Annotated in this window: 19 protein-coding genes; all 19 read right to left on the bottom strand. The window is 26.7% G+C overall.

The window, feature by feature from the left end; genetic code table 11:
- Position 1: 1 nt before the first annotated feature.
- Positions 2-493, bottom strand: a complete 492-nt coding sequence (locus DU473_RS06980; protein WP_131186844.1) for a hypothetical protein — start codon at positions 491-493, stop codon at positions 2-4.
- Positions 486-710, bottom strand: a complete 225-nt coding sequence (locus DU473_RS06975; RefSeq protein WP_131186843.1) for a hypothetical protein — start codon at positions 708-710, stop codon at positions 486-488. Before DU473_RS06975 ends, DU473_RS06980 begins: the two co-directional genes overlap by 8 nt.
- Positions 707-1,045, bottom strand: coding sequence for a hypothetical protein (locus DU473_RS06970; protein ID WP_131186842.1), 339 nt, complete (start codon positions 1,043-1,045; stop codon positions 707-709). The genes DU473_RS06975 and DU473_RS06970 overlap by 4 nt, the downstream gene beginning before the upstream one ends.
- A 1-nt stretch (position 1,046) precedes the next feature.
- Complete coding sequence (locus DU473_RS06965; RefSeq protein ID WP_262868221.1) at positions 1,047-1,535, bottom strand: hypothetical protein; 489 nt, start codon at positions 1,533-1,535, stop codon at positions 1,047-1,049.
- Position 1,536: 1 nt separating this feature from the next.
- Complete coding sequence (locus tag DU473_RS06960; protein ID WP_131186841.1) at positions 1,537-2,085, bottom strand: hypothetical protein; 549 nt, start codon at positions 2,083-2,085, stop codon at positions 1,537-1,539.
- Between the two features lie 32 nt (positions 2,086-2,117).
- Positions 2,118-2,576, bottom strand: coding sequence for a single-stranded DNA-binding protein (locus DU473_RS06955; RefSeq protein WP_131186840.1), 459 nt, complete (start codon positions 2,574-2,576; stop codon positions 2,118-2,120).
- A 3-nt stretch (positions 2,577-2,579) separates the two neighbouring features.
- On the bottom strand, positions 2,580-2,957 hold the full coding sequence (locus DU473_RS06950) for a hypothetical protein (protein ID WP_131186839.1): 378 nt from the start codon (positions 2,955-2,957) through the stop codon (positions 2,580-2,582).
- A gap of 197 nt (positions 2,958-3,154) precedes the next feature.
- The gene (locus DU473_RS06945; protein ID WP_131186838.1) at positions 3,155-5,122 is read right to left on the bottom strand and encodes a type IA DNA topoisomerase; all 1,968 of its coding nucleotides are present in this window, start codon (positions 5,120-5,122) and stop codon (positions 3,155-3,157) included.
- 12 nt (positions 5,123-5,134) lie between these two features.
- The gene (locus DU473_RS06940) at positions 5,135-6,283 is read right to left on the bottom strand and encodes a TrbL/VirB6 family protein (protein ID WP_131186837.1); all 1,149 of its coding nucleotides are present in this window, start codon (positions 6,281-6,283) and stop codon (positions 5,135-5,137) included.
- Between the two features lie 9 nt (positions 6,284-6,292).
- The gene (locus tag DU473_RS06935; RefSeq protein WP_131186836.1) at positions 6,293-6,562 is read right to left on the bottom strand and encodes a hypothetical protein; all 270 of its coding nucleotides are present in this window, start codon (positions 6,560-6,562) and stop codon (positions 6,293-6,295) included.
- Between the two features lie 145 nt (positions 6,563-6,707).
- Positions 6,708-7,589: an ArdC-like ssDNA-binding domain-containing protein gene (locus tag DU473_RS06930; RefSeq protein ID WP_131186835.1), complete on the bottom strand. Its 882-nt coding sequence runs from the start codon at positions 7,587-7,589 to the stop codon at positions 6,708-6,710.
- A gap of 71 nt (positions 7,590-7,660) precedes the next feature.
- Positions 7,661-7,831, bottom strand: a complete 171-nt coding sequence (locus DU473_RS08275; RefSeq protein ID WP_166683084.1) for a hypothetical protein — start codon at positions 7,829-7,831, stop codon at positions 7,661-7,663.
- Positions 7,832-7,937: 106 nt separating this feature from the next.
- Complete coding sequence (locus DU473_RS06925) at positions 7,938-9,833, bottom strand: type IV secretory system conjugative DNA transfer family protein (protein WP_131186834.1); 1,896 nt, start codon at positions 9,831-9,833, stop codon at positions 7,938-7,940.
- On the bottom strand, positions 9,833-10,252 hold the full coding sequence (locus DU473_RS06920) for a hypothetical protein (protein WP_131186833.1): 420 nt from the start codon (positions 10,250-10,252) through the stop codon (positions 9,833-9,835). The genes DU473_RS06925 and DU473_RS06920 overlap by 1 nt, the downstream gene beginning before the upstream one ends.
- A 9-nt stretch (positions 10,253-10,261) precedes the next feature.
- Complete coding sequence (locus DU473_RS06915) at positions 10,262-11,215, bottom strand: CpaF/VirB11 family protein (protein WP_131186832.1); 954 nt, start codon at positions 11,213-11,215, stop codon at positions 10,262-10,264.
- Positions 11,208-11,417, bottom strand: a complete 210-nt coding sequence (locus DU473_RS06910; RefSeq protein WP_131186831.1) for a hypothetical protein — start codon at positions 11,415-11,417, stop codon at positions 11,208-11,210. The genes DU473_RS06915 and DU473_RS06910 overlap by 8 nt, the downstream gene beginning before the upstream one ends.
- 13 nt (positions 11,418-11,430) lie before the next feature.
- Positions 11,431-12,567 (bottom strand): DNA type IV secretion system protein ComB10, encoded by a 1,137-nt coding sequence (locus DU473_RS06905; RefSeq protein WP_131186830.1) that lies wholly within the window; start codon positions 12,565-12,567, stop codon positions 11,431-11,433.
- Complete coding sequence (locus DU473_RS06900; RefSeq protein WP_131186829.1) at positions 12,564-13,631, bottom strand: TrbG/VirB9 family P-type conjugative transfer protein; 1,068 nt, start codon at positions 13,629-13,631, stop codon at positions 12,564-12,566. The genes DU473_RS06905 and DU473_RS06900 overlap by 4 nt, the downstream gene beginning before the upstream one ends.
- A partial coding sequence (locus tag DU473_RS06895; RefSeq protein WP_131186828.1) for a VirB8 family type IV secretion system protein occupies positions 13,628-14,042 on the bottom strand: 415 nt, incomplete at its 5' end. The genes DU473_RS06900 and DU473_RS06895, both read right to left, overlap by 4 nt.

The raw sequence follows: 14,042 nt of genomic DNA, 5'->3' as shown, positions 1-14,042 counted from the left end.
CTTAACGTTTGTGAAGAAACTTATATTCATTTTCAATTGAATTGCTATAAAGAATGATAGTTATATATCTTAACTCTTTAACTTTCATTTCTTGTAGAAAGCTAAAAAATTGGTTTGGAGTTAAATCTTCATTGTTGCCTAGTTGAAAATAAGGAATTATTTTTATATTATGCTTCTTAAAAAAACTAGGCACTATAAAATCCCAATTTTTAAAATCAATCTTGATAGTTTGTTTTGCTAATTCTTTAAAAAATGGAGTTTTTCGAAATAATTTCACAACTTCCATATTGTTTTCTACTTTTGGATCATTAAGAAATTTATCAAAATATTCTTTCCCTATCCACACTCTAAGCGACATTTCAAAATAACCATCGCTATAATATCTCTTTTCGTTCTTGTATCCAAATATAACTCTAATAACATCATTGTCTTTAAACTCATTGAAATAGTCTTTCTTTTTCATCATTGCAAGTTGCATCATTAAATTACTCATTTTTATCCTTATTATCATATTTGATAAATTCTTTTTTGATGTTCTCATAAAATTGCTTGTATTTATAATTTTCAAGCCAACTATTTACCCATCTAGGTGTTTCACCTTTGGATTTCCAATTCATTAATGTTTGATAAGGCATTCCTATGATTTTTACAAAATCTTTTTTTGTAAGTTCTAACTCTTTTAATTTTTTCTCAAATTTTATATTTTTCATAAAAAATCAACTTTTTCATATTCTTTAAAATCTTCTTCAAAACATTTTTGTCCCTGTTCTTTTGTTTCAAGGCTATATCCTGAAAAATCTATTTTTCTATCTTTATCTTTTTCAAAGCTTATTATTGTGTAGTATTGCTTGTTTTTTGTTACAAAGAGAAAGTTATTTTTAAATTTAAAACAATCATATTTTCTTTTATTAAGATTGTATTTTTTTATTGTTTCTTTTAAAAAATTTAAAAATACTTCTTCTGTGAGTTCTTTTTTCTCTTCTTTATATTTTTTCATTAAGCAATCTGCTTCTTCTAAAAAATTGTAATAATCTTCTGGTTTCATTTTAAATCTCCTTGATATTTTGTTTTTTCATAGTATTGTATTCATCGTGGATAATTTTTACATTAGCTCCTTCTTTAATGTAATAATCTCTTCCTGTATCTACTTCAGCAAATAAGAAATGTTGCTCATCGTTTTTACAATAAAAAATTACATTTAAAGGGCGTTTCATATGGATAAAAGTATCTAATTTTTTTAGATCTTTTGTAGAAACTTCGATATAACAATCAGTAATTTTTCCTTCTTTCATTGAAGCAAATTTTTCTCTAACATTATCACTATAAATAAATTGATTTCTGTCTTTATCTTTTTCTATTTTTTCGCCTAAATCTTTTATATTAAATTTAATCTCTTGTAATATTTCAGATTGTTCTTTAATTAATTCTCTATTAATTAAAACTTTTACAATACAATATATACAAAGCATATAAGCAGTTAAAAACCCTATAATCATAACGATAACGATGTCATCTGTAGTAATTTCTGTAGTCATTTTAATCTCCTTTTTGATTTATTTCTAATCTTTGTAATTCTAATTTCACAAATCTTTTATCTATTTTTGTATAATCTTTTTCATTCATTCCATAATAAAATATCTCCTTATCGTATTCATTTTTTCCAAAGCCATCAGTGCTTATTTCAATTTCTTTTTTCATTTCATTTTTGGTAAAATATATATTAATCACACTCTTTTTTTCTTCATTGATTATTCTTATATGATTTAGATTGTTTTCTAAAAAAACCTTATATACATTATCAATTATTAAATGATTTTCATACAAATCATTTAATAGATTAATAATTATGGAATAAATTTCTTTTTTGAAATTGTTTGCATTAACTCCAAACAATTTTTCATTAAAGCTATTTATTTCTTTATTTTTTAAATCGCTAAAATGCTTTTCATTTTCTATTTTAATTGTTATGTTTTTTTTAATAGTTAATCTTGTAAAGTATTCATTCATATAGTCTTTAATAAGCTCATCTATATCTTCTTTTATAAAATAGAATAAACATTCACTTTTAGTCATTTCTTCTTGCATTTTATTTTTTCCTTACTCAAACTTTTTTATTATTAAAAAGGCAAATTCTCATCTTCTTGCATATACATTTCTACTTGTTTTTCATCTATGCTTTGCATAGTTTCTATTTCTTTTGGTGGTATAATTTGATTTGGATTTGAAGCAACTTTACAGTTTTGATTTTGTTCTGCTTTTTTCTCAATAAATTCAAAAGAAGAAATTACTACTTGCCACCCATAGCGAAGATTGCCGTATTGATCGGTGTATGATGAAGTAACAATTTTTCCTGTGCCTAAAAAACGATCGCCTTTTTTTATATATTGATTAGCAACTTCTGCTTTACGCCCGAACAAAATAATTGGTATCCAACTTGTGTAAGTTTCATATTCGCCTTTTTCATTTCTTCTATTTTCTGAAACGGCTAAGGTTGTTTTTGCAAAAGCACTGCCACTTGGGGTTATTTTCATTTCAAAATCTTTTCCTAAATATCCACATAAATTAACTTGGTTCATTTTTTATTCTCCTTTTAAAATAGTTTTAGTTTTTTTTGCTTTGATAATTCTATTTTCACTTAGAATTTTTCTTAACATAGCTTCATATTTACTGGCATTAATACTTTTTATAATCATTTTATTTGTGCTATTTGAAACAAAAACATATTTATCTTTAATGCAACTTAATTTCACAATATCCTTTAAAATAAGAGGCAAATCTTTTATGCGATGTTGCTCATTACTTCTTGAAAAATCTGCATACAAACTAATCAAAAAATCTAAATGCTCCTTTCTATCTATAAGATAATGGCTTAGATTTTCTGACTGCAAAGCTTCATCATCAATCTTAACCCCATTTATATAATAAGACTTATCTTTATTTTTAAATTCAATTCTCATTTTTATCCCTTGTCTTTGTTTTTGTATTATAATTATAGTATATTTATACTTAATTTATATTTAATTTATAGTATTTTTATAGTATTTTTATACTATAATCACACTCCAAAAACCAAAACAAACCTAAACTTTTTCTCCCTTTTTAAAACTTATCTTAAGTCCTTTTTTGTTTTAGTAAAAAAGGATCTTAAAAAAAATTATTTTTTACCTTTTTTCATTGCTTCGTCAATAAAAGAAGAACATACTTTCATATTTTCTTTATAGTCTTTTGGTAATTCTAAATTATTTTCCTTAGCAAGTTTTTCTGCAAAAGCTATTTGCTTTGCTGAAGCGGGTAAAGGTTTAGCATTTTTTTTAGCTTTTTCAAGAAAATCCATACATACTTTCATATTTTCTTTATAGTCTTTTGGTAATTCTAAATTATTTTCCTTAGCAAGTTTTTCTGCAAAAGCTATTTGCTTATCGCTAGGTTTTTTTATTTGATTGCTATCATCAATGTGTATAAATTCCATTTTTTGATGTAAAGGTTTGATAAAATCAATATATTGTAAATTTCCTTTTGAAATAGTGTCTAAAATTTCTTCCATTTGCTTTGTAAATTCTGATTTTGTAACCCATTCATCGTTATTTTCATTCAAAAAATCAATTAATGATATTCCTTTTTTAGTCGCAACTATTTCTTTATTTTTTCCTTTGATAGCTAATTCTACATATTCTCTATCTAATAATGTTTTTAAAAAACTTGCATAAGTGCTAGGTCGCCCTATACCTTCTTTTTCCAAAAGGGAGATAAAATTGCTTTCTTTATATCTTCTTGGAGCTTGTTTTTTAACTTCAATTAATTCAAAATCTAAAATTTGTATTTCTTCACCTTCTTTTATATTGAGTTCTAATTCTTGAGTATCATCTTTTTCATCTTTTTCTTCTTCTTCTTTAAAATCAAAAGCCCCTTTAAAACCTTTATCAATACATTTGCTAATGTTAGTCTTAAAACTTAAAAGTCCTATATTAAAATCATAACTTGTAATCTCATTAATAGCATTTTTTGCTTGACTTTGTATTGAGTTTAAATAAATTAAGGTATAGGCTTGTTTTTCATCATCGCTAAGACTTTCTTCTTTAGTAATTTTTTCTATATCTTCAAAGCTATGTAAATGTGATATTCTTATGGCTTCGTGAGCTTCAGCTTGACTTTGTTCCCCTGCTTTATACTCTCTTTTTTGATACCATTGTTTTTCTTTAAAAAAATTTTCAACTTCATTTAAAAATTCAACTGATAAAGCATTGCTATCAGTTCTATGATAAGTAATTAATCCTTTTTCAAAGAGTTTTTGAGCTAATGCCATTGATTTATCAGGAGCAAATCCAAAGATTTTATTAGCTTTTTCTTGAAATTGTGAAGTTCTAAAGGGCTGTGCTGGTTTTATTTCGCTTTTTTTTGTTTCTATAGTATAAAGTTTTGCATTTTTACCTTTTAAACTTTCTATTTTTTCTAAAGCTTCTTCTTTGCTTGAATAAAGATTAGAATTATTTGCATAAAAAACTATGCCGTCTTTTTCTAATTTTGCTTTAATCTTATAATCTAGTTTTTTATTTTTATCATCATTTAAAAATTCCTGTATAGCTTTTTCTCTTTCAACAATTAAAGATAAAGCAGGGGTTTGCACTCTTCCTATAGAAATATTTTTATCATTCATTTTGTTAATGTATTTAGGCGACATTATAAAACCCACCATTTTATCACCGACAATTCTTGCTTTAAATGCTTCAAAATCATTTAAATTGCTTTTTGAAAACTCTATAGCATTTTTCAAACCTTTATTAATCCCACTTTCTGTAATTTCGTGAAATTCTGCTCTTTTAATACTTTTAGCAATATTTTTTATCACTTCATAAAATAAATAAGCTATACCATAACCTTCTCGATCAGGGTCTGTAGCTATAATCACATCTTTACCTTTACAATCTGCAAAAATAGCATTCATTCTTTTTTTGATTTCATCACTTGAAAAATCAAAAATAGGCTCATATTTTTCATATTCTTTTAAAAAATTTTTACCTAAGGTTTTAAAATGTCCTTTAGTGGCATAAACTTTAGCTCCTGTAATTTTTTCTATTTTTTCCCTTTTATTAGGGCTTTCTATAATAATAATTGTATTTTGCATTTTTTCTCCTTTTTAACCAGCTTTAGCTGTTGCTCCTGTCATAGTGTCTGTAAAACTTTGCATTGCATTAGTTAAATTTGATTGATAATTTTGTCCTTTTAAATCTCCTGCCATTTTTCTAAGACTTTGAGAACCCGGAATGGCATTAGCCATTCCGTGTTTTAGGCTTTCTCCTATACTTCCACCTGCCATTCTTTTTGCTAAAGTTCCAGCTCCAAATGAAGTAGTAGCCATACCAGCACTTTTTGCCATATCCAAAGCTCCACCTGTTCCGCCACCATCTAAACCTTGAACTCCCATTATTTGACTGATCCAATTTGGTATTTTTACGATAAGATAAATACAAATTAATGAAATTAAAGTAGGCACAAAAAAATTAGCAAATTGATTTTCATAAACTTGCTGTATATTTCCTAATTCTTGCACTTTATTTATAGGTATCATACAAATTGAAAGTATGATAAAACTTGCAGGAATATATAAAGAATAAGAGATAAAAATTTTAAGCCAAGAATAAAAATAAGGTGCAGTTTTTTTACTAAATAAAAATGGTATTGTAACAGGAGCTAAACTTAAAATTATCATAGCAAAAAAAGTAGAACTTACAATAATACAAGCTACACCTGCTAATACAAAAAAAGTAACTATATAAAAACACCAAAAACAAAACATTCCTGTAAATACCGCTAAGGCTGCAAAAACATCAGGGCTATACCAAGCAGACCATTTTTTCCACCCTGTATTCCATAATTGAACCATTATATCGTTTAAAGAATTGAACGCTCCTGTAATTTGATTTCCAAAACTATCTGTATTTCCCCCTATAAGTCCAGCAGTAGCTGATTTTAACCATTGTGCTGGTATCATTAGCCACCCTAAAAAATCAGTATATCCTTCATAAGAATAAAAAATTCCAAATATAAAACATAAAGTTAAAATCCATTTTCCTGCATTAAAAAGCTCTTCTCGGCTAGGATAACCGTTTTTAAGCAAATTTAAACACCAAAACATTACCCAAATGCCTATAAAAGTATAGGCAACTCCATTATATAAAGCTCCTTGTATTCCATTAAAAATATTTTCAAATAAAGGTTTTAAGGCGTCTTGCATAGTGCTTTGTAAGGCGTCTAACCAGCTATTATCAATCGTAGTTTTTTCCATTTTTAACCCTTAAAATTTAATAATTTTTTCTTCTTTTATTTGACTTGTTTTCATAGCCTTACCCTTACCTAAAGGATCTATTTTAATACTTTTGGTAATTTTTATTTTTTGATTTCCTAAATCTATAATTTCGCTTTCTTCGTAATATTTAGGTATATCATTTTCATAATCGATTAACTCTTTTAATTCATTTTCTTCTTCTTTTGTCCTTTGTTTTGTATGATTAGTTCCATTTTCTAATCCTAAAAATTTAATAAACTCTGCCAAAACTCCTAACATTTACATTCCTTTAAACTTTGGGGCGTTGCGGGGTGTCCCCGCTTAAACTCATAAAAATTAAGACTTTTGGCTTAATTTTCCCCTAAAAAAAATTTTTTAGGGGTTGAGAAACAATAAAAGCAAAAAGATAAATTAACCCCTTAAATTACATTCCTCTAACTTGAGATTTGTTTTGTCCTTGTTCTTTTGTTTGATTTTTTACAATCTCTTTATCTTGGATTTTAAAATAATCAAGTCCTTTAAGCTCTGCGTTTAAAAAGTTGTTAATATCCCTTGTTACTTTTTCCCCTAGTCCTAAATTATTAATGTTGGGTCTTGGATCATAATTTGATTTTTTAATGCCTTCTCTTAATTTTTCTAAGCTTTCTAGATCTCTTTCTTTAAGCTTATCCATTTTAAGATTATCAAATTGTGATGTGTGATAAAGAGTAACAGTTTCTAAAATAGGCGTTTTATGATAAATCTTTTCCGTTACAGGTTCAAACATAGGTTTTCCATCTTTTCCTATTTTTTGATTACCGTCTTTATCTTTTATAGCTCTCATCATGGCTTGTCCGTTTTCATCTAATTTAGGCACATAGCTTTCAGTTTTAAGCAAAGCGATTTTTACTCCTTGCTCGTAAGCTTCTTTACCATTTTTAGTTAAAACAGGCTTACCGTTTTCATCTAATTGTTTTTTGAGTGTTCCCCCTAAAAAATTAGCTTGTTTCATTGTTAAGAAACTAGGTTTATCATAGCCGTTAAGTTCGCTTACCGCTCTTAAAAGGGCAGAAGTTTGTCCTGTATAGGCAATACCTTTACTCGCATTATAAGGCATAGAATTATCTAGCTCTTGTTTAGACATATTCTTATTCCAAAAACTAGCTTTCTCTTTGATAGCCTTAGCAATAATTGCTTTAGAATACTCATTGATACTCGCTTTTTTTTCTTCGTTGGTTCTTTCATTCCACGCTTTATAAGAATTATCTTTTACTTGCTCGTTTGCAACTTCTTTAATTTCCGCATTTACTTCTTTTTTCTTTGCCATAATTTTTTCCTTTTTAATATGTAGTCCTTAATTTATACGCTTTGCAATACGCATAAATGAAATAAAATGATTTACTCATTTTCTAAAGAAGACTGTTCCATTTCATTGGTTTTAAGATATTCCAGTTCTTTAGCTTCTTCTTCACTAATTGGATATTCCCCGTCTTCTAATTCACAAAAAGCTAAAATATCTTTTGCTTTTTGCAACTCTTTTTCTTTTAAGCTATCTTCTATACTTGCCATTATTGTTCTCCTTTTTGATTTTAGGCTATAGCTTAAACCATAACCTAAACTAAACCTTCTATTTTTAAAAGGCTTAGTTTAGATCAAAGGCTTAAAACCTTTGATTTCATTCTTTTTTCACTTTTATTCCTAATTCTTCAAGTTCAATAATTTGTTTAGAGCTTGAAGTTTTTTGAGTAAAGTTTTGTTCTTGATTAGCATTTTGGCTATCATCATTATTAATCTCATCATTATTTTCTTCTTCTGTGTTTGTATTATTAGTTGTATCATCACTATCTAAAGCAACTTTATCTGCTCCTTTAAGTTTTGGATTTTTAAACCAATAAGGCACTTTTGCTTTAATAGGTCTTGATAAAAACCCTGTAACTAAAATTAAAATATCTTCGCTAGATTGATTTTTAATATCTTGTGAAGTAACTAATTTATAACCTTCTTTGGATACGGTGCTATTGCTTTTAAAGAAATCAAAAGTTCCTTTTGATGAAGATGTTTTTTCTCTAGTAAAATCACCTATTAAATCGCTAATTTCTTTAGCGTCCTTTTCTGTATTCATTCTAAAAATAGTTTGATATCCTGCATTTGCTCTAATAATTCCTAAATCATCTTCACCATAATATTTTCTAATTTGTTCATAAGATTGTGTAACAAATACAGGTATTAGTCCATAAGATCTACATAATGCTGGTGCTTCAAGCAAGAAAGGCATTTTTCCAAATCTTACAAACTCATCAAGCAAACAATAAATAAATTTATCAGGATTTGAATTTTCTTCTCCACTCATTAATTTTTTAAATAAGCTTTCAATAAAAATACGCACCAAAGGAGCTAAAATATCCATATCTTCAGTTTGTATTACCACATACATAGTAATTCTTTTTTCTCTTAAATCTTCAAATTTAAAATTCATTTTTGAAGTTGCATTAGCTACTTGTGGATTAGTAAAAACTTTCATATAGGTATCATAAGTTGATTTTATACTTGCAAACTCTTGTTCGGCTGCAGTTTGATAGGCTCTTGCTTGATTTCTAACAATCTCATCAAGTTCTTCATCATTAGCAACTTGTTTTAAAAAAACCTTGAAAGTATCTATATTATGGTCTCTTGTAACTTCGCCTGTATCTTCATCTTCGATTAAACATTCTTTTCCAAATTGTTCGTTTAATTCATTAAAATAATCTTTTTTAGGAGCTTGAGTTAAATCTCCTAAACTTGTATGTTTATGTTTTTGCATATTATAAAGTGCAAAAAAGGTAAAAAGAGTTTTAGCACTTGTAACCCAGTGATCACCTTCTTTTCCCTTTTCTGCCACAAAAATAGTTCCTGCTATTTGATCTGCTAATTTCATCATTTGTATGAAATTCATATCTTTAACAATAGAATTATCAAAAGGATTAAAAAATAAAGTATTATTGTCTGAAAAAGGTTCAAACAATAAAATTTCATTGTTAAAATATTTTTTTCTATACCCTGCACTTTTTGCATAAAGTTCGCCTTTAATATCAAGTGCTAAGGTAGAGTTAGGCACTGTAAATAAATTAGGTAAAATGATACCTGAAGTCTTACCTGTGCCTGGTGGTGCAACCACCAACGCACTTAAGGGCATTTTTGCTCTAATGTATTCCATTTCATTACCCTTAATGCCTTTTTTAATACTGCAACCTAAAATTAAACCCCTATCATTGCAAATATTCATTGTTTGAAAATCTTTTTCTTTAGCAAATCTAGCACTACCGTAATCTTCTTTTAAATTTATTTGTGGCATAAAAAACCAAATTAAACATACAATAAAAGGTAAAATTAAAGCAAAAACTGCTATATAAGCTTTTAATTTTAAAGCTGGATTTCCTAAATTATGTAAAATTTGTAATGCAATTTGATGAGTTACTAAAAAATCAGGTTTAAAAATTATTTTTACCATTATTAGATAGAAAATTATTCCCATAATAATGCTAGTTATAAACATTAATACCCATTTAGCTGGAGTTATTTTCTTATCATTCATTATATTTCTTCTCCTTGAGCCATTTCTTTTTCTTGTAGCGTTTCATTATTTAATCGCTTAATCTTTTTATTGATATTAGTTTTTATTGCTTTGTTTTTAATTTGTTCTTGGTGTTCATTTAAAATTTGAGTTAGTTCGTTTATAAGTTTAGGTAAGCGATTTTCTGTTTGATAAGGACTTTCAATTCCTATATTCAAATGATATGCAATTTGATTAAGATTATTACCACATTGTGCTATGTGATATAAATACTCTACATTAATTTCATTATTTTTTTCTAATACTTCAAGTGTTTTTGCGTATTTTTCTATGCTTATAAGTTTTCTTATAACAGCACTTTGGCTTTCGTTTCTTTTTAATGAAAGTTTTTTTAATTGTTTTTGTTCTCTTTCATTTAAATAAACTCTTATTGTCCCCACTTTTACTCCTTATATTAATAATTTTGCATAATCATTTTTTAAATCTAAAATGTCTGTAATATCTCTTTTTCCTGTTTTTTTATTTCTAGTAATTTGTATAATGTAATCTATGGCGGTTATAATTAACTCTGTAAGCATTTTATTATCTGGATTTTGTAAGCCTCCCCCTAAGATAATATTTGTAATAATTGCTTTAATAGCATCTTCTGGATTATTAGCGTGTAAAGTGCTTAAATTTCCTGCGTGTCCTGTATTATTAACCCTTAAAAAAGTAAAAGTATTTCTAATATCAATTTCACCTAAAAATAATCTATCTGGTCTTAAACGCATTGCATTATTAATTGCGGTTTGATAAGAGTATATTTCGCTTTCTTCTTTTGGCACAGCTAATTGTGTTTTGTTCTCATTTTCAATATATAACTCTTGAGCGTCTTCAATAGTTACAATTCTTTCATTAGGATCAATTTCTCCCATTAAAGAATTTAAAAAGCTAGTTTTACCGCTTCCTGTTCCACCTGAAATAAGAACATTTTTTTTATTGCGTATTAAATCTTTAATTTTTTCATAGCTCCAGCCTTTTTCTAAACACTTATCACTTAAAACAAAATTTTCAAGTGCGAAACGACTTTTTGAAGGAATTCTTATGCAAATACAAATTTCAGAATTAAAAAGACTTGTTTTATGTTGAGCTTGAACTCTATATCTTAAAAAGGGATAAGGTAATTCACAAGATAAATGACAATGCTTTTCATCAAATCTTTGATTTCTTTTTATAGCAAGTTCAATTAAAAATGTTTCTAAAAAATTATAATTTAATCTTTCATCGTATATTGTTTCCCAAATATCGCCTTTATCTACCTTAATTTCACAAGGCTTATTAAAAATAAGCTCATTTGCTTCCATTTCTAAATAAGGCTTTAAAACATTTAATATATTATTTAAAACAATGGTATTATTATTCATTATTTTGTTCCATCTGTTTTAAATTTTCATTTTCGACAAGCTTGTTAAGTTTTTCTTTTTCTTTTTTAATCTTATTTTCTAAATTACTAATAACTTTAATTTGAGAGATAATTTTTTTATTTTTTTTATCTTCTTCTTTTCTTTTTTGTATTCCTTCTTCAATGTCTTTTTTGATTTTTTCATAATTATTAATTTCTTGCATTTTTTTACTCCTTTTATTCTTGAAAATATTTAATCAATACTTCATTATTTTTAGGTTTTGCAAACCACATATGATTAGTAGGAACAATAAAAATTCTACTTCCTGATTTAATTTCAATTGTAGGTTTAATTTGGGCTTGTTGTTGGATAATATCATCTACTATTGTGGATATATCATTTTTGCTTTGTGAATATACTTCTTGAGCATAGCTATTATTTCCTGCTTTAGAAGCTATGCTAAGTAATAAAACATTTGAAATTGTAGAGAGTGCATAAGGCATTGCATATCTTTCAAGATATTTATTATTGACACTTCCAACTGCTCCTGACATACCCATATTATCACTAGCTATAGCATTAGTTAAGAGTATATTAACGCCTTGTGGAGTGATAATTTCTCTCCATTGAATTTCTAAGCGATTTTGTCCGATCTTATTATCGCTTTTATAAAATCCTATAGCTTTACTGCCTCTTGGAATTAATACTGCACTTCCCATATTTGCATAAATATCTTGTTCGATTTGTGCTGTTACTATGCCTTGTAAATCACTTGAAATTGCACTTGTTAAAAGGGCAGGAATTAATCTTCCTGCTCTTATCATTCTATAAAGACGGTGTTCATTTGTTGAAACGTCTATGCTTTTTTGATTTGAAAAGCCATCAACTCCATATTTTGAAGCATTTTCTTGAAAGTAGATTTGAGTATTAGCTCTATCAGCTAAAATACTATCTCTAATAAGTTTTTTAATTTTTCTTTCATTTGCGCTAATATTATCTTGTTTAATCTCTTGTTTAAGTTGTTGATTTTTTTGTATGAGTTCTTGTTTTTTCTCTTCTATTTTTGCTAATTTAGTTACATTATCATCTTCTTTTTTGGTCTCTTCTTTAGTATCATTATGAATTTTTATATCTTCATTATAATTAGGTTCTTTAAAACCACCTTTATAGATATAATCACTAATTGGAAATTTTGTATCTGAATTTTTAAAAAGATAATCTAAATCTTCTTCATTTAACAAATTTTCTTTTTGATTATTATTTGATTTTTTAGATATATTTTCTTCTTGTGTATTATTAAATATATCTTCAGCTAGAAGATTATTACTTAATAATACACTTATAAGACTTAGACTTAAAAATGATTTTTTCATTTTTTAGCCTTTTCTTTTTTAGGTTCTAATTTTTCAACGCAAACATAACTATCGCCACTTTTAATTGTGAATTTTTTTGCAACAGTTTCAGCAATAACATAATTACCGATAATTCTGGTTTCAACTGGACTATCTTGCTTATCAATAACAGCAAAAATAGCTGGAATTTGTGGCATTTTGTCTTTATCGTATTTAAAATAAGTAAATTTTTTATCATTAAAAATCTCTTCACTAATTAGCCACTCATTACCTTTTTTTGCTTTTTGACTATAATGGTTATAAATTTCATCTTTTTTAACTCTAACTTCTGCTATACCTTCTTTAATTATCAAATAATCTTTAGCTAATTTTTCTTGTTTTTCTTCGATGAGCTTTTTTGAGTTTTCATCGTGAATGTAAATTACTAAAGAAGGATCTTTGCTATTTTTATAATCAGTTGAATAAATATAAAAAGTATGTAATTTATTATCTTTAGTAAAAACAGTTAAAGAAGTATCAATTCCTATAAGCATTGGCTTAATAGCAATGGCATTAGGCATAGTTGGAATTTCTTCCACTTTAAAACCTGTAGTATCACCTAAAATATAATTTATAACATCTGTTTCAAAAATAAGAGTAGTTGCCATTGCAAAACGTGTTCTTATTTTTTGTGTTTTATTAGCTTGATAATTAAGATTTAATGTATTTTCATAGCCTGAATATTTTTTTTGAAAAAATCTTCTTTGTAAGGCATTTAAATTTTGATTTCTAATTGCACTTTTCATTAAAGCGATTTGTTCTTCGCTTAATTGTTCTCCATTACTTTGTGAATAAGCATCAAAAGCTTGAGTTTGATATTGTGGATTAGAATAACTTGTAGTATCAATTTGTTGTCCTTGTGGTTGTTGCCCTAAAGGATCAATTCTAATATTAGTTTGCGTATAATTATTTAAAGTTTGGTCTTTAGTTTGTAAAATACTTTCACCTGTATTACTTGGAACGTCTTGAATTTGTATTCCATTATCTGCAAATACTAAAGTTGAAGCAAATAAAGCTAAAAAAACTATTTTTGAGTATTTTTTCATTGTTTTGTTCCTTGCATTGAATTTTGGCGTGCAGTATTAAAAGTATCATTATCAATAATATCTGTAATTGAGTATTGCTTTACAATAAAACCTGTAGGGTTTTTTGGAACTGAATTATAAGTAAGCTCCATTGGTATAAAATCAAAAAATAAAGTAGCACGATATTTTTTTAAATTACTTTCTGTTCCGTTTTGATTGCTTATTTTTGCGATAAAATCGATAGTAGCTACATTTTTATTGAAAATAGAAACATTGATAATTTCAATATCTCTAAAAAGTCCTTTAGTTGTATAAATTGAATTTGGTGCTCTAACTAAATTTGAAAATGTATCCCAAACATTTTTTCCAGATTGTAATCTAATCTCTTCATAACGCTCACTATCATCTATACGATTAATTGTTTCTCTTTTT

Origin of the sequence: Campylobacter novaezeelandiae, from assembly GCF_004323845.1 — a bacterium.
GTDB classification, from domain to species: domain Bacteria; phylum Campylobacterota; class Campylobacteria; order Campylobacterales; family Campylobacteraceae; genus Campylobacter_D; species Campylobacter_D novaezeelandiae.
Note: the sequence above shows the minus strand (reverse complement) of the source record. Positions and strands in the feature narration are given on the sequence as shown.